Below are 23,732 nucleotides of genomic sequence, written 5' to 3'. Positions count from 1 at the left end.
GAAGAGGGCGTTCAAAAAGAACGCCCTCTTCTTATTTTATAAAACGAAAAACTAACGAGTGTAGAAAGACAAGAGAAAAGCAGTGCTACACTAGAAAACGCAATGAGATACATATTATATTTCATAACCTGTCCAATTAGCTGGTTACTGTCGTATTGAAACAGTCCCGCTATGATGTTGAATAAAAATAAAACGATAAACATGACGATAACTCCGTCTATTGATCCTTTAATGTCTGGTTTACTTAAAGCGATATGTGCGGAAATACAAATGGCGATAAATAAAAATAACCAAAAGGAAGGATTCAATAAATTGCCGATTGTAAATAAGCTTTTCAATAATACAAACGTCGACAAGAGCATGTTTTGAATCATTTCTACATTAATAGAAGTAGAAGCGATCGTTTTTTCGAGAGTTGTATTAAATAAAAAATATGATTCTGGTACGAAATAGCGCATTAAAAGGATTAATGCAGTAATACCAGAAATAATAGGCCCGATGCCGATGAAGAAATTCCCAATTCGTTGATACACACTTTTTTGATTGTATTGATGTTGTACGTAACCTAATGCTCCTTGACTTGTATCTGTTGGGAAAAACTGCGTTGCTACAATTTTATGACGGAACAGTACGCACATAATGGCATGTCCAAGTTCGTGGATCGGAACACCAATCCACGCGGTTAAAAGGAATCCTTTTCTTCCGAAAGCCCTCGACCAATACATTCGTGTTAGTGATTCTAAATAACCTAATAGAAATCCAATTACAATGATAACGCCAATTAAGGAAAATAATTGGATTACGCTTGTAAGGAGTATTTGAAAAATTGAGTTTACCAATTCCATTGTCTTTCATCCAATCTGTTAAAAATGTTATTTGTTCTGTTTCATAATAGCATTATTTTTCAAGATTGCTAGCATATATAATTTCTTTTGAAAGAAGGATTTCAGAATCTTTTTCTTGTAGTCATGTTTTATGTACAAAGTCATATATTGAATTTGTAACACCCTATATGGTATATGCTTAAGGAGGGATGAGAGAATGAAATGTCCGTCATGTCATACAGAAAATGCAGCAGAGGCAAAGTTTTGCGGGAATTGTGGACATTCGTTAACGGAAGAAGTAGTGGCAAGTAGTGGTCAAGAAGAAGGGCCGGAACAAGCACGCGCGGCACAAGTAAAGGAAACTCGGCCAAATGAAACGGTAGAGCAAGCGAAGCGGTTTGCGAGCGGCTATTTTCAATTTTTTAAACATGCATTACAAGCACCGACAGCGATTATGAAAAGCGGCACGATTGAAGTAAGAAATGGAATTGTAAGTCTTGTTCTTATTTGTTTTTTAGGAGCATGTATTTTTTATAGAATGATGAGTGCAGCATCAGCAGTTACGAGAACATTTGCACCAGATATATCTACTCCCACATTTTTTGTAGAATCTATAACGGTCTTTTTCTTTTTATTAATTTTAACTTTATTTGTCGGATTTATTATTTTTGTAAGTGGTAAGATGATGAAATCATCTTTTTCGTTTCTTGAAGTATTCGGTATATGGGGAACGCTAGCGACGCCGGCTATTGCTATATTAGTCCTTTCTTTTCTTTTTAGTTTCTTATTAATCTTTTTCTTACCGATATTATTATCGGTAGCTGCAACTTATATAGGGATTAGTATAACTGTAGCCATATTAAAGCTAGACAATGGCGGATTAGATCTCGTGTACACACTTATTATTGCAAATGTTTTAATTGGAATTGCAACATTTATTGTACTTTGGTCTTACATTAGCACGATAATTCAAGCCTTAACACAGGGAATAACTGGCTTCTAATGAAAAGGTGGTTGACTGGATGAATGTATGTACAAAGTGCGGAATTCAGTTTGAAGATGGTGTGCAATTTTGTCAAAACTGCGGGACGAAGAGGGGAAGTCCTGTAGTAAAGAAGAACATGAGCGGTGGTGCAAAGGTTGGCATTACACTGTTAGCACTATTTGTTATAGCGATTATTGGATTATATTTGTACGGATCATCGTATTATACGCAGGTGGCACAAGTAGATCGGATGATTACGATTTTACAAGAGAGGGACGGAGAGAAATTAGCTGAGATCATTACGGCAGATGATCAATCGGTTATGATAACAAAAGAGAGTTTAACGCCTCTATTTTCATATATAAAAGAAAATCCATCGTATGTGAATGAATTAAAAGAATATTTGAGACAAGGTGAAAAACAACGGGACGGAATAGAAAGAGCTGATTTTTCGTTAACGAAAGACGGAAAGTATTTCTTTATATTTGATCGGTATAAATTGAAAGTGAAGACGTACTATACCACTTTGCTTACAAATGAAAAAGGCGTATCGTTAAAAATGAACGGAAAAGAAATTGATAAGACAGATGACAAAAAGTTTGAGAAGCAATATGGGCCGTTTCTTCCGGGCAATCAAGTGTTTCAATCAGAATATAAAAATGATTATGTAAAACTATCGCGTGAGGAAAAGGTTGTACTTATGAAACAAAGCCAAAATAACGTAATGATAGATTTAACGTTGCAAGGTCAATATATTACAGTTCAAACGAACGCGCCTGGTGCAACATTGTACGTAAATCAAAAACCAGTTACAGCACTGGCAGGAGGAGAAATTACATGGGGGCCTATAGCGACTGATGGAAGTACGACGATTTATTTAGAACGAAATGGAGAAAATGGAAGGGAAACGACGAAGGTAGAAACGGTAACGGCACTTCCGTCTTATAATCTTCCATTTCAAAAGAAAAGTACAGAAAAAACAGTTGTTTATAATGTTACTCCGCCATCTACCAATCCGTATGTATATAATGGTTTCATTTTCCCAGATAGTGATATTCGAAAATTAACGAGTACAGATTTAGCATATTTATCGAAAGAACAGTTGAAAATTGCTAGAAATGAAATATATGCAAGGCATGGACATATTTTTCAGACGAAAGATATGCAAACGTATTTTTCAAAACAATCTTGGTATAGAGAAAATCCATATTTTACAGGAAAGCTAACAGATATTGAAACTTATAATGTTGAACTCATCAAATCAAGAGAATAAACATGTGAAAAAGGTACAGTGCATAACTGTACCTTTTTTATGGTTATTTATCTGAACCAGGATCCCTTGAGAAAAAGATGTGAAAGAGAAATGTGACTTTACTTGATCCTCCTGATGTACTAGCTTGTATATGTGATAAAGGACCAGATGTTAGGGCTGCCTCGGAATGGGGGGGTACGACTATTTTGAGCGCATGATCTGATTCTGGTGAAGCAGTAACAGTTATTGTATCGTCAGAGAAGTTCAGAATTTTAACTGAACCGACTGGAAAGATAGACTTGCCAGCATGTGATGCTGAAGCGAATTGGGTAGCTTTCCAAATATCTTGCGCAAACGTATCATCGTTAGATAACCAGGCACGAGCGCTGTATATTGTCGCATTAATGGAAAATTCTTGGTCAAGTGAGAGGGCGGGTTTCGGTTCTTTTGGTTCTTGCGGTTCATCTGGAAGCTGGGCGAGAAGGCCGGCGCACATATATTTCACCTACTTTCAATAGTAACTGTTATAGCATATTAAACATGTTGTTTATGAGACACGACGGCTACCTATTCAGGCATAGGTTTGTGCACCAAATTTGAAGATGGAATTCTCTTTCTTTACAATGGAAATAGGTGTTATTTCTATAAAATATGGAAAACGTAAAGAGTATGTAAAAAAGAAGGAGTGGTAAAGTGAACTATGTCATTATTGGCGGAGATGCAGCTGGTATGAGTGCAGCTATGCAAATTGTTAGAAACGATGAAAATGCAACTGTTGTAACGTTAGAAAAAGGTGAAATTTATTCGTACGCGCAGTGTGGGTTACCATATGTCATTAGTGGTGCTATCGCTTCAACGGAAAAATTAATTGCGCGTAATGTGAAGACGTTTCGTGATAAATATGGAATTGATGCGAAAGTACGACATGAAGTAACGAAAGTAGATACGGAAAAGAAAGTGGTGTACGCAGAGCATACGAAGACGAAAGATATTTTTGAATTTCCGTACGATCGTTTATTAATTGCAACTGGCGTACGTCCTGTTATGCCAGAGTGGGAAGGTCGAGATTTGCAAGGTGTTCACCTTTTAAAAACAATTCCTGATGCTGAGCGCATATTAAAAACGCTAGAAACGAATAAAGTTGAAGATGTAACGATTATTGGCGGCGGTGCCATTGGACTTGAGATGGCAGAAACATTCGTCGAACTTGGTAAGAAAGTAAGAATGATTGAGCGAAATGATCATATCGGTACGATTTATGATGCAGATATGGCAGAGTACATACATAAAGAAGCAGATAAGCATCATATTGAAATTTTAACGAATGAAAATGTAAAAGCGTTTAAAGGGAAGGAACGAGTAGAAGCAGTCGAAACGGATAAAGGTACGTATAAAGCAGATCTTGTTTTAGTATCTGTAGGTGTGAAGCCAAATACTGATTTTCTTGAAGGGACAAATATACGTAAGAATCATAAAGGAGCAATCGAAGTAAATGCATATATGCAAACGAATGTGCAAGACGTATATGCAGCCGGTGATTGCGCAACACATTACCACGTTATAAAGGAAATTCATGATCATATCCCGCTCGGAACGACTGCTAATAAACAAGGGCGACTTGCTGGACTGAATATGCTTGATAAACGAAGAGCATTTAAAGGTACGTTAGGCACAGGTATTATTAAATTTATGGATTTGACGCTCGCAAGAACAGGCTTAAATGAAAAAGAAGCAAAAGGGCTACATATCCCGTATAAAACGGTCAAAGTAGATTCTACAAATATGGCGGGCTATTATCCAAATGCAAAACCACTTTACTTGAAAATACTATATCGCTCTGATACGAAACAATTGTTGGGCGGGCAAGTAATTGGAGAAGAAGGCGTAGATAAACGGATTGATGTGATCGCAATGGCACTTTTCAATAAAATGAGCATTCACGATTTAGAAGATGTCGACTTAAGTTACGCACCACCATATAACAGCGTGTGGGACCCAATTCAGCAAGCGGCAAGGAGAGCGGAATAGCACTTTTTAAAGTGCTATTTTTTTTGCAAAGGTAGGTAAACTTTTTTAGCGAATAATAAAGAGGAAGAAACAGTTACATATAGGGAAGGGGATCTTTAAAAATGTTTGTAACACTTCAAATAGTTCAAGAATCAGAAAAAGAAATATTGCGTAATTTGTATGCACTATATCTTCATGACCTCTCTACATTCACTCCCAATATAACGATTGAGGCAAATGGATTTTTCGAATACGAAGATTTGCACATGTTTTGGGAAAATGACGGAATCACTCCGTATTTTATTAAAAGTGATAATGATATTGTAGGATTTTTGTTACTACTGGAACGTCCTTTTTTGAAGAAGGAAAACGACTTTGGTATAAATGACATTTTCATATTGAATCAGTACAAAGGGAAAGGAATCGGTAAACAAGTTATTGCGAATGTACTAAAAGAGAAACGAGGGCAGTATTTCGTTATCGAACTTGTGAAAAATATACCAGCAGTTTCTTTTTGGAAGAAAGTATATGGGGAGATAAACATCGAATTTGATGAGAAAACACAGTTAATTGATGATGAAGAATGTCTCGTTCAAACGTTTGAAATATAATGAAATCGATGCACCTAGTATATTACTTTGAAATTTAACTTTATTTCGAATATACCGTTTACCCTTGAAAACATAGTACTTATCGCTTATATTTTCATATAGTATTTATTTTTAAATAAAGCAATGAACGAACCAGGGGGCGCAGTATGGCAATTAACATGAAAACAATCGAAGAATGGATTGCTGAATCAAACGCAAGACATGAAGAAGACTTTGGAAACGTTGTTGAAGAGATGAAAGAAGTATGCATCGGACTTGATAACGCGACATTAATCTATACGAAAAATGTATTTTGTTTCGGTAAAAAAGTAGAAGTCTTTTTCTTCTTCCAAGACCATGTCGTGATTGGACAAGAAAAAGACGAATGTATTGAGATTGAAAAATTAAAGTATGATGCTATTACACATAGTAACTTAAAAACAAATGATAAAAATACAATGCTAGAATTAAAGTTTGCTAACGGACAATCTATCAATTTAGATAGTTTAAATGATAACTACGGTACGAAAAATTGGTTATTTGCTAGACAAATTAAGAGTATTTTTAAGTTAATCTAGTAAAAAAGCACGCCGTCCATCGGCGTGCTTTTAACTATGCAAAACCCCTTTTAACCAATTCCGCGCTCGATACGCCCCAACAGGAATTTGAATAAGAGACGTTTCATTCCCAGCATCAATACCGTACAATTGATCACATGAATTTGTATCAAAACTAAGTAATGGATGCCCGCCCATCCCCATCGCGGTCGCTGCAAAAACGAGTTTATGAACGAGGATACCAGCTTCCATTTGGTGAATACGATATCCTCTATAGCCTAATGCACGTGTATAGTAATCTTTCTTTCCGACTACATGTAAGCAAAGTGGTACTTGAAAAAGGTTAACGTTATCCATCGTCATACTAGATTGAAGAGGGTAACGAAGGTCTCCATACCGAATTGGTTGTATCGAATGTGTTTTACTATTATAAGCGTAAGCCCCGTTTTCAATATTTTTCACGTTATAAAAACATCCATATAAGAAGACGCGTGCATTTTCATTTGCATACTTACCGTCAAGGTCGTTGTAATAGGGGAAGGAGAGGCTCGCTTCTTGTAGTAAAGTAGCGAGCTCGGCTGCATCCCATTTCGTTAAAATAAAGTCCGCATCAGGAGAATATCGTTTTTTACAAAGTTGTAGGAAATCATACGATAACCGTTCTACTTTTGGTAGCTGTACAGCGTACGCATTATGTTGATAGTGCTCTTCATGATGTAGTGTTTGGAAGTGTGCTGTCGATTCGATCATAGAAGCTTCATTTATTTTTGTTATCATCGGATATTCACCTACATGTTTTGAGCGAACGAAATGTTCATGTGCTAACGGCGGAATTTGTTGCAACAACTCATGAGAAGTAACTGTTTTATTTTCACGGTAATCATTGTGAAACCAATTAGTTTCTGGCTCTGTACTTAAAGGAATAACGGCATACACACTTTCTTCACCTTCTGACAATCCGACTAAGTGATTCATTGCCCGGTCTAGAAATTGAAAATATACGCCATTTGTGTAGCCAAACTGTTTTGCACTTTCTAGTAATTGTCCAATAAGGACCCCGCTATCTAATCCTTGAAGACGATATGAAAAATTATTGTATTTAAAGAAATTTTTCCAAAACATAGTAGATATAAATGCAGCACCGAAACAAGACTGTATGTTACAGCGATTACCGAGTGCGTCTGCTAAATAAGAATCGAAATTTCCTTCGCGAAGTAAAATAAGCCGGTGATGCGCGGCGTCATAATGGTAAATGCCGTCTGGATAATCGTCAATCTTTAAATAGATATACAATTCATTCGGATATAAAGCGCCGCCTGAAGGAATAGATCTTCGTAATACATTTCTCTCGCTATTTAGCTGACATAATTGTGTTACACCAAATGAATACCAAAGGTAGTGACCAATTTCATCTAAAGTAGGTGTAGTAGAAGAGTTCGGTAAAGATAATGGGATTTCTAAGGAGAGCGGGATGGTAGGTACATTTCGATATAATTTATAAGGAAGCGGTGCGTCTTTCCAGTCCACCTCATGATTCGGCATAATTTCATCGATAGAGAAATGGAGATGATGTAAAAAAGTATCTAGCTGCATGAAATCCCTCCTTTACTATGGAAACGGATGTGGATGTGGATTTAATCTTTCATTCGTTAAAGGTTCGTCTGTATATCCAAGTGTCATCGGTACGGTATATACCCGGTCCAGTCCTGTAATCCGAGTAAGATGGTGTCCGAAAGTCATCGGTAACATGCCTGGAATAATAACTTTTACACAGTGTAGTCCGTTCTTTTCTATAAGGGGAGCGGTTTGATCTACAACGATTATTTCAAGATTAGATTGATGCAAACGATTTAAAAGTTGGCGGAGATCGGATGTTAAATCCATATCAAATGATTGTGATACATTCATTTCTTGGAACGTTTGCACCGGTGCATCTTCTCGTAAAAGGAAGTGAAGACGTTCTTCCGTTTCTTTCAATCCGTACAGCATACTATGGTCTTCCATTTTATTAACGAAATAAGGATCTTGTAAGCATTTTTCGTAGTATTCTCTTTTGTGCTCGAGCTCATCGTCTGTTATAAGTAACATGCCTGCTATTTCTTGAATGGCACTTTTTAAAGCTCGAATAGAATCTAAATGAGCGCCTCCCGCACAAACAACGTTCATTCCATTTTCACGTGTATTCTTTGCAATTACCCATAAGCTCGGGATGCCGTGTTCCATCGTCGCGTTAAAAGCGTGTAATTCATATCCAGTAATCGTACGTAACCGCTGGATCATTAATTGTAATTCTGTATCATTTGCTGAACTAAGATCAAGGCGGGGAAGAGGTAATTCGGCATACCAAGTGAGTAAGAAGGCATCACGCTCTACAATTTCTAAAATGCCGTGAAAAATCGCTTCTTCTAAACTACCGCCAATTGCACATCCATTTGATGTTTCATACACGAAAGCATCTCGATGACCAAGGCTATAATAAGCAATTGATTCAGGAACTAAAAGCGGTCTGTTTTGTGATAAAGAATATCCCCATACCCAGTTTTGCTCATAATCAGGATCAAACGGCTTAAATGGAAAATTATCACGATTGTAGTGTTCATTTGTATGCACACCGAGTGTAAGGGGATTTAGTGCATGTTCCTCTAAATCATGAAAACTACCATGCACATTTGTCTTTTTCCCGCGAGGCGACATACCGCAATATCGTTCTAAACCTTCTAAAATAGCAGTTGCTTCACTCACTGCAAATGAATGAGTTCGGCCTGCAACACCTTCATTTCCAAACATTAATGGCATGTTTATAATGACGTCAGCGAATGGCAATAAAGAATGCTGCATTTTGCCGTTCAACATACCGATCCGATAATCTAAATAGTCTTTCGTTAAAAATGTGTTTAATTCATGAATGGAACGGCAGCGATACGTTTCGGTGCTTACTTTTAAACTCGGTTGTAAAGAAACTTCCGCCGCATCCGCAGTATCATCAGGTAAACTACTACATACAGGACAGAGAGGATCTGGAAGAAAAGAATGCCGCGTACATTGTAATGTTTGTAAGTTTAGTAAAATAAGTTCATTTTCTAAAGAAGAATGGTTATGAGTTAATATTTTTTCTGTTTCTGCGCAAATAAGATGGCACATTTGTAACATGCCATTTTGGGTGGCACGTACATCACGCCTCGTTCCATTTTCGGCTTTAAAGGCATATTTCCGCTGTAGTTCCCACATTTCTTTTTGATCAAAGCCAGCGATAAAACGGCGTCCATCAGAACAATGGGAACATCCGGGCGTAAGAGGATGAATGTAAGGACCGATAATACCTTCGCCAAATGAAGTGAAACCACGAAGCCACGGAATATGATTTGAGCGAAAAATTAGCTCAGCATCATGATGAATAGTAGAAGGAGATCCATCATGTAATACGAGAGCGAGATAAATATTTTCAGGAAGTTCTTCTGTAAGGGTATGCTGACGAATGATGGAATATTGTTTGCATAATTGATCATGTACATAGTCTGCAAGAAGGCCATCCCCTATAAGCAATATATTTTGAGTCATAGACCGTCCTCCTTTGCAATTAATACCCCATACACACCGTCTAAGTTTTCTTTCAAAAATGGTTCGATTGCTAAATCAAACACGAAGGGATAAAAATTATGTTCTTCTAAATGCTGTAAGGCAAGCTGTAAAGATTGCACACTTGGAATTTCTTCTTCCGCTTGTATTTCCACCCTAAAAGAATCCGTGTCATATAAAATAATAGATGATTCAGGCAAGATATTAGCTCTGTAAGGAGTCTCTTCACTTTGAATGTGGAGCAGTGATAGTTGTAGTGCGCTCCGTAACGCTAACGTCATATTAATATTAGATGCACCGTACCATTTATCATTTATACCAACCCAAACGACTGGAAAACTGAGAATCTCTTCACTCATTGCGATTTTAGGTGTTTCATGAATTGTAGCAAGGGCATCGTAATAAAATCTACAATGTTTATCGTGAATATCAGTTAAATCAATCGTTGTAAGTTCTTCTAGCATATGTGACTGCCGTTCATACAATTTATTATTTAAATGTTGTTGTAGTGCCCGGTAAAATCCTTCTGTCATCGTTTCTCCAGCGCCAATACCGATATCGTTATGTTCAGGAATAAGGCGGTGAATGATTTCTGCTACATATGTTTCAATTCCTGTTAAACCAGCTTCTCGGCGTGCTTCATTATGAGTTAATCCACTGCGAGTCATAAGAGGCAGAAGGGGAGCTGGGCCATCTGATAATGGATTGGCTACTTGAATATAGCATTGTGATAACGGTAATTGATATGAATCTTGTTCATCCCATACATGGAATATACCGGCTTCTTTAGAAGTTAATGAGTCGAAAAAGCGGAATACATCAGTTGAAGTATGTTGGTTGGACCGATGCTCAAGTTTTTCAGAAAGATTTTCTATCGTATCAATTGTAAAACTTTCATCAGTTGCAAGAGGGTGTTTTATAAAAGGATGCCACGTTCCTTCAAGTGTTTCATAGTTTAATAAAAAGAATTGTAATTTTTTTTCACGATATAAATCATCCGCGACATGTTTAAACAATTCAAAAACGATTACATTTGCTAACATTGCAGATGTAATTGGTGAGAAGGAATCTGATGAATTTTCATTTTGCAAAGTCGTTTCATGTAGCCGATGCCATGCGGATTCCCAGCATTCATCACGATTTTCCGTTACGACAGGTCCAGCTATACCGAGTGTTGATAAACAAATAGCTGGTATAAAATTCTTTTTCGTTTCTCTACAAATAGTGTGAACTGTTTTTAAACCGTCAATGTCTCCATTTTGAGAAACATATAAAATCCAATCAAAAGGTTCGAATACTTCATGCAAGGGACGGTCAATTGTAGTATCGATTTCTTGAATGAGTACACCGTTATCAACTTCATATGCACGTTCTATTAGCTCATGTATTCTGTCATAGTTTGTTTCATCTCGATCTGTAACGAGGTAATGAAATGTAGGTAAACCAGATTCTAATAAAGAAGAAACTAAAGAAGTAAGCATATCTCCGGAGCCAAGTACAAGGACATTTGCTCCGCGGTACGTTTCAAATTTTAAAGCACCTGAATGAGAATCAGCTTCTAAAAATTCAATTTGTGAAGCATATCTGTCGAGTAATGTACTGTTTAATTCATGAGGTGCATCTTGATTTGCATCGCGAACGAAACCATTTTCATATAAAACCTCTCCAATTTCAAATACACGATTTTGATAGGGGAGAGGGAGACCATCAGTTATTTCTGCTAAAGAATGATTACCGTTAAACATTGGCATTAATTTTTCAATCCAGTCATAAATTCCATCACCGTCCATGCGAAATGAACTGGCGTTATTTCGAAAATAGACACCCCCGTTTGAATCGGGCAGGAAGAAAGTATCCTTATTTACTTTAAGTTTTGCATGAATTGGAAGGTTATTCATTTTAATCCTCCTTACGTTTAGGCATACATTATTATCTTATGTCATGAAATTTGTCCCGTATGAACGCAAAAAAAGGCTGTAGAATGATGTATTCTACAGCCTTTATATATTAGATTATTAATCTATCAACCTTCTAATAATAATGATTTTGGATCTTCAAGCATATCTTTAACAGCAACAAGGAAGCTAACTGCTTCTTTACCATCAACAATACGGTGATCGTAAGATAAAGCAATGTACATCATTGGGCGGTTTTCCATACGCTCGTTATCAATTGCAACTGGGCGTACTTGGATTTTATGCATTCCTAAAATACCAACTTGAGGGCTATTTAGGATTGGTGTTGACATTAGAGAACCGAATACACCACCGTTTGTAATTGTAAATGTACCACCTTGTAGTTCTTTTAATGAAAGTTTGTTATCGCGTGCTTTCATACCTAAATTACGAATTTCACTTTCGATTTCAGCGAAGTTTAATTGGTTAGCATCGCGTACAACTGGAACAACTAATCCATCTGGAGCTGCTACTGCAATACCGATATCATAGAATTTTTTGATGATAAGCTCGTCACCTTGAATTTCAGCATTTAATAATGGGAATTGTTTTAATGCTGCAACAACTGCTTTTGTGAAGAATGACATGAAGCCAAGACGTACATCATGTTTTTTCTCGAAAGCGTCTTTACGCTCTTTACGTAATTCCATGATCGCACTCATATCAACTTCGTTAAATGTTGTTAACATTGCAGATGTTTGTTGAACTTCTACAAGGCGTTTTGCAATTGTTTGACGGCGGCGGGACATTTTCACGCGCTCAACTGGTTTTTCGAATTCTGTTTTTGCAACTGGAGCAGGAGCTGGACTTTTTGGAGCAGCTGGTGCTTCTTTTGGTGCGGCAGCATGAGCTTGTACATCATGTGGTCTCACGCGTCCAAGTGGATCTGTACTACGTACGTCGTTTAAGTCGATTCCTAATTCACGAGCCATTTTTCTAGCAGCTGGTGATGCGATAGGACGGTTCGTATTTGGTAAGCCTTGTAGACTCGTAGTTTGTTCAGCATTTGGAGCCGCAGCTTTCGGTGCTTCAGCTGTTTCTTGTTTTGCTTGCTCAGCAGGTGGTGCAGGTGTACTTACTGCAACTGGTGCTCCATTAGCATCTAAAATTGCGATAGTTGCGCCAACTTCAACTGTATCCCCAGGTTCGCCTAGTAACTTCGATACAATACCTGAATCTTCTGCAATGATTTCTACATTGACTTTATCAGTTTCAAGCTCAACAACGCTGCCGCCTTTCTCAACTTTGTCGCCTACGTTGATAAGCCATTGTGAAATAGTTCCTTCGGTAATAGATTCTGCAAGCTCAGGTACTTTAATTTCGATCATTTTAAATGTCCTCCCCTTATTTGCCTAACGGTGTGTTTTTTCTTCTTTTGTCTTCGGTAATCTCCATTTGTTAGCCTGGCCTTGGGCAGAATATCTGCCCAGGGAACAAGCTAGAAACCTTCATTATTACTTTTTAGTTGCTGAAAACTTCAATTTCTTGTTTATCTTGACGGAAGTTATACTTCACATCTAAAGCGTGTGCAACAATTAGTTCTTGCTCAGCTTTGTGAGCGAATGGATCGCCGCCAGATGGACTAGAGCGATCAGGACGTCCAATGTAACCTGTTTTCACTTTATCTCCAGCAAGTTCGAACAGAATTGGAGCCATGTAATGCCATGCGCCCATATTACGAGGTTCTTCTTGAACCCAAATGATTTCTTCTAAGTTTTTAAATCGTTTAATAATAGATTGAACTTTCTCAGCAGGGAATGGGTACAATTGCTCGATACGAACGACATGAACTTCGTCTAAGTTGTACTCATGTTTACCAGACTCGATTTCTGCTGCTAAGTCAATCGCCATTTTACCTGTGCTTAAAACAAGACGTTTTACTTTATTTGGTTTCGTGCCAAGGTTTTCTTGTTCTAAAGCAGGTTGGAAACGTCCTTCGCTTAACTGACTAGCAGTTGAAAGCGTAAGTGGGTGACGTAATAAACTCTTCGGCGTCATCAGTACTAATGGTCGAACAGCTTCTGTTCCTAAGATAGATGCTTGACGACGCAGGATATGGAAGTACTGTGCCGCGCTCGTTAAGTTTGCAACTGTCCAGTTATTCTCAGCAGCTAACTGTAAGAAACGCTCTGGACGTGCACTAGAGTGCTCTGGTCCTTGACCTTCATAACCGTGTGGTAATAGAAGAACTAAACCAGATTTTTGACCCCATTTTGCTCTTCCAGCTGAAACATATTGATCAAATAATGCTTGCGCAGTATTTGAAAAGTCACCATATTGCGCTTCCCACATAACAAGAGTTTCTGGAGCGAATACGTTATAACCATATTCGTAACCAACAACAGCAGCCTCTGATAACGGACTGTTATGAACAGAGAATGATGCATTAATGTTTGGTAAGCGATGTAATGGTGAATATGTTTCATTTGTATCAGTATCGTGTAATACGATATGACGGTGCGCAAATGTACCACGCTGTGAATCTTGACCAGTTAAACGAATTGGCGTACCTTCTTGTAAAATAGAAGCGAATGCTAATGACTCAGCAAGTGCCCATTCAATTTTACCGTTCTCTTCTAAAGCATCTTTACGGCGCTCAAGAATTTTCTTCACTTTCGGATATACGTTAAAGCCTTCTGGCCAAGATAGTAGACCTTCATTAATTGCACGAAGTGAGTCAATCTCAACACCAGTATCAATTGGTTGAATGCCTTTTGCAACAACATCTGGCACTTTAACGTGAATTGTTGCATCGCTCGTATCAGCTGGCGGTACTTGTGCATAATCGGATTTTAATTGTTCTTGCGTAAACTGAGTAATTGTTTCAACCTCATCTGCATTTAGAACACCAGCAGCTTGTAATTGATCTGCATAAATTGCTCTTACAGTTGGGTGATTTTTAATTTTTTTGTACACTTGTGGTTGCGTAACCGCTGGGTCATCCATTTCGTTATGACCATATCGACGGTAACCGATTAAATCGATTAAGAAGTCTTTTTTGAACAACATGCGATATTGAATCGCAAGGTTAGCAGCTGCAAGACAAGCTTCTGGATCATCAGCGTTCACGTGAACAATCGGAATATCGAAACCTTTTGCAAGGTCACTTGAATATTTCGTAGAACGAGAATCATAGCTATCAGTTGTAAAACCAACTGCATTGTTTGCGATAACATGAATCGTTCCGCCTGTTTGATACGCGTTCAATCTGCTTAAGTTGAGCGTTTCAGATACAATACCTTGACCAGGGAATGCAGCATCACCATGAACTAAAATTACGAATGATTTTGAAATATCTTGATCTGGAAGACCAGATTTTTTACGATTCTCTTGAGCAGCACGTGCGAAACCTTCTACTACAGGATTCACGAACTCAAGATGACTCGGGTTATTTGCTAATGTCACGCGAGTGCTAACTTCTTCGTTACTAACGACTTGTTCTCTACCTAGGTGGTATTTTACGTCGCCAGTCCAGCCAGAATTGGCTACTGCGCCTTCTATTTTTGCATGTTTGAACTCAGCAAACATGTGACTATATGGTTTTTCTAATACGTGAGCAAGTACGCTTAGACGACCGCGGTGAGCCATACCAATCATGACATCCTCTACACCGTTCTTAGCACCTTCTAGAACAATTTCATCTAAAACAGGCACAAGCATATCAACGCCCTCGATAGAGAAACGTTTTTGCCCAACGAATGTTTTATGCAAGAATTGCTCGAAACCTTCAACAGCTGTTAAACGTTTTAAAAGAGCAGTTCGTTTTTTATTTGATAGTGGTTGACGCAATGAATTTGATTCCACCATTTGATGCAACCACGTGCGTTCTTCACTATCTTGTATATGAGAAAATTCATAAGCTAAAGATTTTGTATAAACGTCTTTTAATCTATGAATTACATCAAGTGCAGTGTGAATACCTTCTGGTGCATCTTGCCATACTGTTTTCGCTGGAATCGCTTTCAAGTCAGCATCGCTCAGTTCGTTCATTGCTTTCTCAAGAAGAGATTGTCCATTTGCAGCATCTTCCATCGGGTTGATGTGAGCCAACGTGTGCCCGAAAGAACGAATCTGCTCAACAAGTTGAACGACTTTAAGAATTTTTTCAATGTTACCTGTGTTTTGAGGAGAAAAATGTGTTGCTGTGTTGTCCCCTGTTACGACATCATCTTGAAACGAAGGAGCTCCAAAAATTTCAAAAAGCTCTTGTAATTCCGGATCAACAGAACCTGCTCCAGTTACGTAAAGATCATACTGTTCAATCACATAACCAAGGTTCGGACCGTGGAACTTGGCCCAAGGGTTTGTCGTTGTATTCTTCCTCGTCATTTGTTTAAACCTCCCGATGCATATAATCCTTTTCCATACAAAAGGTGCATTTTGCTCTTTTCAATAATTGATGAACCAATAATCAATGTAAATGTTTTCTTTACTCTTATGTTATTACAATAATTTACATAATACCAAACACTATTACTTATCTGTTTTGTAAAAAAACATTCACAATAACTTATCACCCAAGTTAATCTTTCACTTTATAAAGTAATTTTACAGAAAAATGGGGTGGATATATTTGGTATACCTACATTGAAAACTAGAATTGTTACATGTAAATATAAGTATAATCATTGGAATGTTTTGATAAAAGTTGATTCGAATTATGTATATTGAAATAATAAGCGCTTTCATAGATATTATACAACAATATAACGGAATATAGTATAAAAAATAAAAAATTATGAATTTACCATAAACTTTATTTCGATAGTGTTAAATATCGAAAGGAAAATGAAGGATTTCTACAAAAAAAGTGGTTAAACATAAAAAATGCTTTATAACCCGTTAGTTTCTATAAATATGCCAAAAAACACCGTAAAACAAATAACACATTGCATCTAATAAAGCAGAGAATGAAATATTTTAAAAGGATAAAACAAATATGAAGATATTAAATTTTTAAAAAAGTGAGGAGGAAATATAGTAACGATTACATACAGTGTTCCATGTTTTATTACAAAATAGACGTGCTGAAATCGAACAAGTTTCTTCTATATAAATAGAACGAAAACTGATTGAAATAAATGTAAAGGAACCTTGACGTAAAGTTTACTTTACATATATACTCGATATATGGAAGGAGGGAGAAATTTCCTTGGAAAATAAAATGGTCGAATACCGAAAGAAATTTGGACTATCTCAAGAAAAACTGGCCGAGAAACTCGGGGTTTCCAGACAAACCATTATCTCAATTGAAAAAGGGAAATACGATCCATCACTTCCGCTAGCATTTGAAATAGCAAAAACATTTCAGACAACGATAGAACATGTATTTATTTATGAAGGAAAAGAAGGGGAGGAGTAAGAATGAACTATTCACAAAAGTACTTTGTAATCATGGGAATTATCTTTCTATTTATGAGTGGATTTATGATATTAACAGGTATAATGACGCATTCTGCACCGCCGGCTATAACGTATCCATTGCTTGGGATGATGATTATGAGTTTCTGCCTAAGCTACTTACACCCACAATTTAAAGAAAAAGATGAGCGAATGAAACTCATTCGTTATAAAGGAATGTTTGTAACCTTTTTTGCATTAACAGTATATTATCTTCTTTTCTCTATTGGCTTAAACTTAAAAATACTTACACTATCTGCTACTGAATTATTGAATATACTTATGGCACTTACGATGAGTACCGTCTTTATCTCATTTGTTGTTTTGGCAAAAAGATATTAAGATGGAAGAGAGAAAGGAAGATTAACATATGCAAATGATGTATGCTTTTGGCATTGGGCTTGTATTATTTTTAGCCGTATTCTTATTTATTCGTAAAGATGTTCAAGGTGGGACATTAACGAAGCGAGGATTTTATAAATTAATCGGCTGTTTAGTTGTTATGCTTATAGCGATTATTGTAATGATCGTATTAATTAATCAGTCACTATAGAATGTAAAAACGGAACTTTACTTCGGTAAGGTTTTTCTTTATTATTAAACCTAAAAATTACCGCTAAATCCATTTACTGTAAATAAATTGTGTTATATAATCCAATGAACTGATAGATAAGGAGTGTAGTATATGAATAAAAAAACTATCTTCTATTTATTAACTTGTATACTACTTGTAGCTAGTACTACTTATATAATATGTAACAAAAGAGAACAAGTGCCACCTATATTAGTATGGGACGAACAAGAATACTATGTTACGAATGAACCTGCCAAAGTAGAAGAAGTTGGGCAAAAACTTGGCGAAGTAACAAAGAAAATTAAAACAAGTAAAAACCCTACTAAAAATAGAGAATCTAATACATTACAAGAGAAAACAGAAGTGTTTACAATGATTGAGGAAGAAAAAAGTGAATATCCGCCTTTAATCATAAAGGAAGCTTATAGTGATGAATATAGGGTAGTGAGGCCGATGTTGAAGCAAGTATTATGATGAAAAGGGGATTCATATGCAGAAAGAAACTGCGTATCTATGGTTGTTAAGAAAAACTTTTTCCTTTGCTTTATTTTGCCTCCTATCGGTGCATTTTACATTGTAATGAATAGAGGGGCACTACAAAAGAGAGACTTCATTTTATATTTATTATTTGCTGCTATTAATATATCACTTTGGTTATCGCTTATGATCTTTGATCGGACTATATGGATGGTAGTAGGGAACAGAAAATGTGGTTCATTTGTGCTACGGATACAGATTGATAGAAGAGAGGCCTTGTAGGAATGCTGCAAGGCTCTTTATATTTTTGGGAATTAATAGAAAATTAATCATATAAATGCTATACTAAAAAATGTTTGTAATGTCAGTTTCATAATATTGTATGATACTGACTTACTAGAAAAGATAATGAGGAGAATGAGCGTGCAAAAGATAAAGAGATTATTGCTATTAATGATGGTAGTAGGATTAACAGCGGTTGTTTTAGCAGGGTGTGCAAATCCGAAAGATACTACAGAAGAATTTTTAACAGCGATACAAAAAGGTGATGTAGAAAAGGCTCGTACATTTGTTGAGAGTGACAAGGAATTTAATAAACTAAATGAAAAAACAGATGATGCTGAGGCAAAAGCAATGCTAAGTGCAATTACAAAGAACTTTAAATTTGAAAAGCTAGAAGAAGTATCGAAAAAGGATGACAAAGCAGAAGTGAAAGTGAAAATTACATCTGCTGATCTATCCGTTGCTGTAACAAAAGCAGTGGGAGAAGTTATGCCAATGGCCTTCGCTAGCGCATTTAGCGAAGACAAAGAACAATCTGAAAAAGCGATTGAAAAAACAATGACCTCAACTATCATCAAAAACTTAACGGATAAAGATGCAGCAATGGCAACTCGCGAAGTTACATTGAACTTAAAGAAAGACAAAGATGGCGACTATAAAATCGTTGCTGACGATAACTTGAAAGAAGTATTGTTTGCCAATGCAAAGTCTTTGGAGAAGATGTTTGGTGGGAAGTAATTGAATTAGATAAAAAAGAGACACCATATCACGTAGAAGGTTGATATGGTGTCTCTTTTTTATGAACCTGGAGAGGTTTGAACTCACGAAAATAATTATATAAATTAGATATTATGTTTTTTGAATTCAAGACATAAAGCTAGTTGTAACAGAGGAGGTACTGTATTCTATGTTTTCTTATGCGGATCCTGTAACGTAGAAAGGTAAAATTTCTGGACCAGATTTTAATTAGTGTTCCTTCAGCTTTAATGAGGAGGTGTACGAAGATGTTGTGACTATGCCTGCTGGATACTATTAATTGTGAAGTTAAATAAGACAACAATTTATTAGAGGAAGATTAGTTAGTTTAAGTATCAGATTTAGGTGTTTAACAGGGGTACTAATTAATTTCAGTTCTTCCATGAAAAATTATAGAAAAAGTATGGATAAACAAATTCTTGTTTTAAGTGAATTTTGTAAATGTGGGGGCTGCTTTAAATAAAGATGGTCAAACACTATGTAAATAATTGAGACTATTAAAATATGCAGAATTGCATATTAAATATTTAAAATCTTATGCTAACCTTATAATGCGAAATATAACATTTGTTGGTAATGATTCATTTTTGAAAGATAAAAAATGAATCATTACAGTGGTATACAATTCACTGTCCTATAGCATAAACGATAATAACGAAAGCTATTTGAAGTCCTTTGAAGGAAATAAGTTATTAAAAAAGATTCCATATAGAAAATTTGTTGAAATTTCAGATGTAACAAATGTCATTTTATTTTTAATGTCTGATAAAAGCGATGCCATTAGAGGGCAAAATATTGTGGTTGACTATGGATATACAATTGTATAAATAAATCATCTTGGGAATTAAGGGTGTGGATAATGAGTTTACTAATTAAAGATTTAACAAAGAAATTTGACGAGCATGTTGCAGTGAATAATTTGAATATCGAGATACCAAAAGGTGAAATATTTGGATTCTTGGGCGGGAATGGAGCAGGTAAAACGACTACATTTCGAATGATACTTGGACTTTTATCGAAATCAAGTGGGACCATTTCATGGAATGGTAAACCTATAAATTATGGTGTTACAGATAAAATTGGGTATTTACCAGAAGAACGTGGTCTTTATGCGAAAATGACTGTCAAAGAACAAGTTAACTTTTTTGCAAAACTAAAGAACATGAAAAGTAAAGATGCAGAAAAAGAACTTCACTATTGGCTGGAGCGTTTTAATATTACTGAGCATCTGAACAAAAAGGTAGGAGAACTTTCTAAAGGGAATCAGCAAAAAATCCAGCTGATAACAGCGATTATACATAAGCCTGAACTCTTAATTTTAGATGAACCATTTAGTGGTTTAGACCCAGTAAATGTTGAAATGTTAAAAGACGCTGTTCTTGATATGCAAAAACAAGGGTCGTCAATTCTTTTTAGTTCACATCGTATGGAACATGTGGAAGAGTTATGCCAACACATTTGTATTATGCACAAAGGTGTACCTGTTGTTCAGGGTGACATTGCCAAAATTAAAAGTGATTTTGGTAAAAAGAACGTTGTAATCGTTGGCGATCATGACTTTGACCATTTGAAAGAAATAAAAGGTGTAGAAAGTATGAAGAAACGTAAAAATGCAGTTACTCTTAAAATTTCATATGAAGAAGTGTCACATGTTTTATTTAAAGAGATAACAAAATTAGGGTATGTTAAAAAGTTTGCAGTAGAAGAGCCTACATTAAATGATATCTTTATTGCGAAAGTAGGTGCACAAAATGAGTAGTTTCTGGACAATTTTTTTACAAAACTATAAATCTAAAGTGAAATCAAAATCATATTTTGCTATTACAATAATAGTTTCTATGTTAATTATAGGATTGATGAATTTTGACAAGATTTATAACTTGTTTGCAGGTAACGAGGACGATCAAGTTGTTGTTGTTACAGAAAAAGAAGAATTATATTCAACCATTCATCAAGTGTTTAAAAATGTCGATAGTAAGATACAAGTTAAACGTAGCACGGATAAACAAAAAGCAGAATCAGGTGTTAAAAATGGTGATTATACATATGCAATCGTTGTAGAGGAATTGAATAATAAACAATTAAAGGCTACGTATATAACTGAGACGGATGTAAATCAGCAAGATGTTAGCAAGGTTCAAACGATTTTATCTCAAATACAATCTTCTAACTTCGCCCAGCAATTGAATCTATCGCAAGATGAATTAAAGGTGTTAACAACGCCAGTAGAAATTCATACCAAAACGGTTTCAGATAAGGTTAAAGATGGAGAACATACTGAGGGTGTAGGGATTTTAATTAATGTCTTTATCATGCTAAATTATCTAATGATATTAATGTATGCTGCACAATTAGCAACAGATGTTGCAACAGAGAAATCTTCTCGTGTTATGGAGTTAGTTGTTTCAAGTATTTCGCCTACCAAACATTTATATGCGAAGCTATTCTCGACATTATTGGCTGGTATTACGCAAATCATAATTTGGGGCTTGGTCGCAACTGTTGGATATAAAACAGCAATTAATGATTCGAAAAATGATATTTTAAATAGTATTGATTTAAATTCTGTTGCTCCAACTCTAGTGTTTTATGGGATTCTATTCTTCACATTAGGATTCTTATTATATGGCTCATTATCTTGTCTATTTGGCTCTATCATTACGCGTATAGAGGAATCTTCTCAAGCTGTTATGCCGCTGATGTTTATGTTACTTGCTGCTTTGTATATTGCAATTTATGGAATGTCAAATCCAAGCAGCATGGTTGTTACCATTACTAGTTATGTACCTTTCTTTACTCCTATAGTTATGCTTGTACGAATTGGATTCCTTAATATCCCAGTATGGGAGATTGCGCTAGCATTAGGGATTCTAATCGCAACAATATGTATAATGATTGGTTTAACGAGTCGTGTTTACCGCGGTGGCGTATTAATATATGGTAAAGGTGCATTTAGTAATATCAAAAAGGCAATCAAGTTAGGGCAAAAATAGGATTCGTCTATTCATTTTTAAACTTAAATTTACAAAGATCTGCATAGTTAAACTGTGTAGATCTTTTTTATTGAGAAATTTATATAAATAAATATAAAAATTGCCGTATTAGGCTATTTTTCAAAGAGAATTTTAAAAAGCTCTCAAAAGAGAGTAAAGAATCGAGTTCTAGCGAATAACGCAGAGCGATGATTAATATAATTTATGTCTTTCTCCAAAATGGAGAAAAGAAGTAGGGAAAAAATTTAGTTTTAATAATAATCATTTATTTGCTACATAAAGAAAACCCCTTGACTATCAAGGGGTTTTTCATATGACCCCGGAGAGGTTCGAACTCACGACCTCCACCCTGTCAAGGTGGCGCTCTCCCTGCTGAGCTACGGGATCCCAACTATAAATATTACCACCAGCAATGTGTTTTCATTTCATTCGTGTAATCGGAGAGTTTATATAATTTGTTGAATATTGTAACATTTAATGTATTCTTATAATAACAACAAATTTCAATAGTGTAAAGATGTAATTTTCTGAATATTATCATTCCAATTTTTATATAAAAAAATAAGCCCCGAAGAGCTTATTTTAATAATAATATCACCGCAATTATCAATGATATTATCAAAAATAAAATCATAAATAATGGAACTCAGTCATGAGCTATCGCCCTGTAACTGTCATTCCTGCTGTGTAAATTGTATCAATAGAACCGTCAGCGTCTTTTATTTCGACTTTATAACGATATGTTCCATCCTCATAAATATCATCGCCATATCCTGTGAAAGTTGCAATTTCATCATTGCTTCCAGCTGGGACCCATTGATTTTGCCAACGGAAGTTGGTTTCAAATTCTCCCCATCTATCGCCATATTTCTTTTCAAGGCTGACATTGTAATGAATTTCTTCCGCTCGGTCATTTGTAATTCTTGCAATTACGCTGTTACCAAAAGTAACTTGTGTAGAGTGTACCTGAACTGTAACACCGTTCACCGTTTCGCTAGGACCACAAATATAACGACAGAATTCGCTTGCTCCGTCAGCATGTGCCTTCGGTGTATCAATGTTCATAGCTGTTAAACCACCTAAAGCTAAAGCTCCTGTTAATAATACTTTACCAAATGTTTTCACTTGAAATTCCCCCTAAGTATATTCTCAATTCGTTCCATAGATACCACATTAAGTAGTTTTATAACATTAATCTAATCGAACGCTTTTTTCCTCGAGTGTATTCGCTATGAATCTTTCATCTTGTAGTAATCTAACCTCTACATATAATTTCATAGTTTTGATTCCATATATGTATCATGATTTACATAGAGCAAATCTGTTAATACGTTTTGGTTATTTACTTATCACACTGCTTTTTATTACCTTTTATTGGTAAAACGTTGATTTTATTATATACCATTATTATCTATTTACAAGAGAAAATCATACTGTATGCAAAAATGCATAATAAAAAACACTGCTTGTATTCTGAATTACAGAATACAAGCGGTGCTGAGTT

The 23,732-nt window shown here is 35.9% G+C and carries 21 protein-coding genes, 1 tRNA gene and 1 pseudogene; 14 read left to right on the top strand and 9 right to left on the bottom strand.

From position 1 onward, the window contains the following. Nucleotides 1-11 precede the first annotated feature (11 nt). Nucleotides 12-845 carry a hypothetical protein gene (locus N2V92_RS28555; protein ID WP_000424512.1) on the bottom strand — a complete coding sequence of 278 codons (834 nt, stop codon included), beginning with the start codon at nucleotides 843-845 and terminating at the stop codon, nucleotides 12-14. A 196-nt stretch (nucleotides 846-1,041) separates the two neighbouring features. On the opposite strand from N2V92_RS28555, the gene N2V92_RS28550 reads away from it, so the two are divergent. Together N2V92_RS28550 and N2V92_RS28545 are read left to right on the top strand one after the other, a co-directional pair. Next, entirely contained in the window at nucleotides 1,042-1,827 is a 786-nt protein-coding gene (locus tag N2V92_RS28550) for a zinc ribbon domain-containing protein (protein WP_000650096.1), read from the top strand. A 19-nt stretch (nucleotides 1,828-1,846) separates the two neighbouring features. Then, the gene (locus N2V92_RS28545) at nucleotides 1,847-3,082 is read left to right on the top strand and encodes a TcaA 3rd/4th domain-containing protein (protein WP_016077964.1); all 1,236 of its coding nucleotides are present in this window, start codon (nucleotides 1,847-1,849) and stop codon (nucleotides 3,080-3,082) included. A 43-nt stretch (nucleotides 3,083-3,125) separates the two neighbouring features. On the opposite strand, the gene N2V92_RS28540 is transcribed toward N2V92_RS28545, so the two are convergent. Continuing rightward, nucleotides 3,126-3,557 (bottom strand): hypothetical protein, encoded by a 432-nt coding sequence (locus tag N2V92_RS28540; RefSeq protein ID WP_000332402.1) that lies wholly within the window; start codon nucleotides 3,555-3,557, stop codon nucleotides 3,126-3,128. A 197-nt stretch (nucleotides 3,558-3,754) separates the two neighbouring features. Here N2V92_RS28540 and N2V92_RS28535 point away from each other — a divergent pair, with 197 nt between their 5' ends. From N2V92_RS28535 to N2V92_RS28525, 3 genes are all read left to right on the top strand, one after another. Beyond that, nucleotides 3,755-5,089, top strand: coding sequence for an FAD-dependent oxidoreductase (locus N2V92_RS28535; protein WP_016077963.1), 1,335 nt, complete (start codon nucleotides 3,755-3,757; stop codon nucleotides 5,087-5,089). 101 nt (nucleotides 5,090-5,190) lie between these two features. Further along, nucleotides 5,191-5,679 (top strand): GNAT family N-acetyltransferase, encoded by a 489-nt coding sequence (locus tag N2V92_RS28530; protein ID WP_016077962.1) that lies wholly within the window; start codon nucleotides 5,191-5,193, stop codon nucleotides 5,677-5,679. A gap of 146 nt (nucleotides 5,680-5,825) precedes the next feature. Next, on the top strand, nucleotides 5,826-6,236 hold the full coding sequence (locus tag N2V92_RS28525; protein WP_000996785.1) for a DUF3908 family protein: 411 nt from the start codon (nucleotides 5,826-5,828) through the stop codon (nucleotides 6,234-6,236). 30 nt (nucleotides 6,237-6,266) lie between these two features. Here the strand turns inward: N2V92_RS28525 and N2V92_RS28520 are convergent, their stop codons facing one another. From N2V92_RS28520 to odhA, 5 genes are all read right to left on the bottom strand, one after another. Further along, entirely contained in the window at nucleotides 6,267-7,808 is a 1,542-nt protein-coding gene (locus N2V92_RS28520) for a SagB family peptide dehydrogenase (RefSeq protein ID WP_016077961.1), read from the bottom strand. A gap of 15 nt (nucleotides 7,809-7,823) precedes the next feature. Next, nucleotides 7,824-9,773: a TOMM precursor leader peptide-binding protein gene (locus N2V92_RS28515; protein WP_016077960.1), complete on the bottom strand. Its 1,950-nt coding sequence runs from the start codon at nucleotides 9,771-9,773 to the stop codon at nucleotides 7,824-7,826. Then, nucleotides 9,770-11,689, bottom strand: coding sequence for a putative thiazole-containing bacteriocin maturation protein (locus tag N2V92_RS28510; protein ID WP_016077959.1), 1,920 nt, complete (start codon nucleotides 11,687-11,689; stop codon nucleotides 9,770-9,772). The genes N2V92_RS28515 and N2V92_RS28510 overlap by 4 nt, the downstream gene beginning before the upstream one ends. A gap of 125 nt (nucleotides 11,690-11,814) precedes the next feature. Next, the gene (odhB, locus tag N2V92_RS28505) at nucleotides 11,815-13,074 is read right to left on the bottom strand and encodes a 2-oxoglutarate dehydrogenase complex dihydrolipoyllysine-residue succinyltransferase (RefSeq protein WP_000569919.1); all 1,260 of its coding nucleotides are present in this window, start codon (nucleotides 13,072-13,074) and stop codon (nucleotides 11,815-11,817) included. Between the two features lie 133 nt (nucleotides 13,075-13,207). Continuing rightward, a complete protein-coding gene (gene odhA / locus N2V92_RS28500) occupies nucleotides 13,208-16,075 on the bottom strand; it encodes a 2-oxoglutarate dehydrogenase E1 component (RefSeq protein ID WP_000197142.1) in 2,868 nt (955 codons plus the stop codon). 823 nt (nucleotides 16,076-16,898) lie between these two features. On the opposite strand from odhA, the gene N2V92_RS28495 reads away from it, so the two are divergent. From N2V92_RS28495 to N2V92_RS28455, 9 genes and pseudogenes are all read left to right on the top strand, one after another. After that, the gene (locus N2V92_RS28495) at nucleotides 16,899-17,108 is read left to right on the top strand and encodes a helix-turn-helix transcriptional regulator (protein WP_000428510.1); all 210 of its coding nucleotides are present in this window, start codon (nucleotides 16,899-16,901) and stop codon (nucleotides 17,106-17,108) included. A 2-nt stretch (nucleotides 17,109-17,110) separates the two neighbouring features. Continuing rightward, nucleotides 17,111-17,488, top strand: coding sequence for a hypothetical protein (locus N2V92_RS28490; protein ID WP_001109904.1), 378 nt, complete (start codon nucleotides 17,111-17,113; stop codon nucleotides 17,486-17,488). Between the two features lie 28 nt (nucleotides 17,489-17,516). Further along, nucleotides 17,517-17,699 (top strand): DUF3976 domain-containing protein, encoded by a 183-nt coding sequence (locus tag N2V92_RS28485; RefSeq protein WP_001178294.1) that lies wholly within the window; start codon nucleotides 17,517-17,519, stop codon nucleotides 17,697-17,699. A gap of 132 nt (nucleotides 17,700-17,831) precedes the next feature. Further along, nucleotides 17,832-18,194: a hypothetical protein gene (locus tag N2V92_RS28480; protein ID WP_001036577.1), complete on the top strand. Its 363-nt coding sequence runs from the start codon at nucleotides 17,832-17,834 to the stop codon at nucleotides 18,192-18,194. A 16-nt stretch (nucleotides 18,195-18,210) separates the two neighbouring features. Then, a pseudogene (locus N2V92_RS28475) lies at nucleotides 18,211-18,479 on the top strand (hypothetical protein). A 141-nt stretch (nucleotides 18,480-18,620) separates the two neighbouring features. After that, complete coding sequence (locus N2V92_RS28470) at nucleotides 18,621-19,217, top strand: DUF4878 domain-containing protein (protein WP_001169502.1); 597 nt, start codon at nucleotides 18,621-18,623, stop codon at nucleotides 19,215-19,217. 632 nt (nucleotides 19,218-19,849) lie between these two features. Further along, nucleotides 19,850-20,062 carry an SDR family oxidoreductase gene (locus N2V92_RS28465; RefSeq protein ID WP_003258596.1) on the top strand — a complete coding sequence of 71 codons (213 nt, stop codon included), beginning with the start codon at nucleotides 19,850-19,852 and terminating at the stop codon, nucleotides 20,060-20,062. A gap of 32 nt (nucleotides 20,063-20,094) precedes the next feature. After that, nucleotides 20,095-20,994, top strand: a complete 900-nt coding sequence (locus tag N2V92_RS28460; protein ID WP_000054722.1) for an ABC transporter ATP-binding protein — start codon at nucleotides 20,095-20,097, stop codon at nucleotides 20,992-20,994. Next, nucleotides 20,987-22,228 carry an ABC transporter permease gene (locus N2V92_RS28455; RefSeq protein ID WP_000094236.1) on the top strand — a complete coding sequence of 414 codons (1,242 nt, stop codon included), beginning with the start codon at nucleotides 20,987-20,989 and terminating at the stop codon, nucleotides 22,226-22,228. Before N2V92_RS28460 ends, N2V92_RS28455 begins: the two co-directional genes overlap by 8 nt. A 314-nt stretch (nucleotides 22,229-22,542) precedes the next feature. Here the strand turns inward: N2V92_RS28455 and N2V92_RS28450 are convergent. Both N2V92_RS28450 and N2V92_RS28445 read right to left on the bottom strand, forming a co-directional pair. Then, nucleotides 22,543-22,615 (bottom strand) — tRNA-Val (locus N2V92_RS28450). Between the two features lie 270 nt (nucleotides 22,616-22,885). Further along, nucleotides 22,886-23,353 carry a hypothetical protein gene (locus N2V92_RS28445; RefSeq protein ID WP_000846651.1) on the bottom strand — a complete coding sequence of 156 codons (468 nt, stop codon included), beginning with the start codon at nucleotides 23,351-23,353 and terminating at the stop codon, nucleotides 22,886-22,888. Nucleotides 23,354-23,732: the final 379 nt, after the last annotated feature.

The organism is Bacillus sp. CH_48 (genome assembly GCF_038008465.1).
Lineage (GTDB): Bacteria > Bacillota > Bacilli > Bacillales > Bacillaceae_G > Bacillus_A > Bacillus_A thuringiensis_S.
Note: the sequence above shows the minus strand (reverse complement) of the source record. Positions and strands in the feature narration are given on the sequence as shown.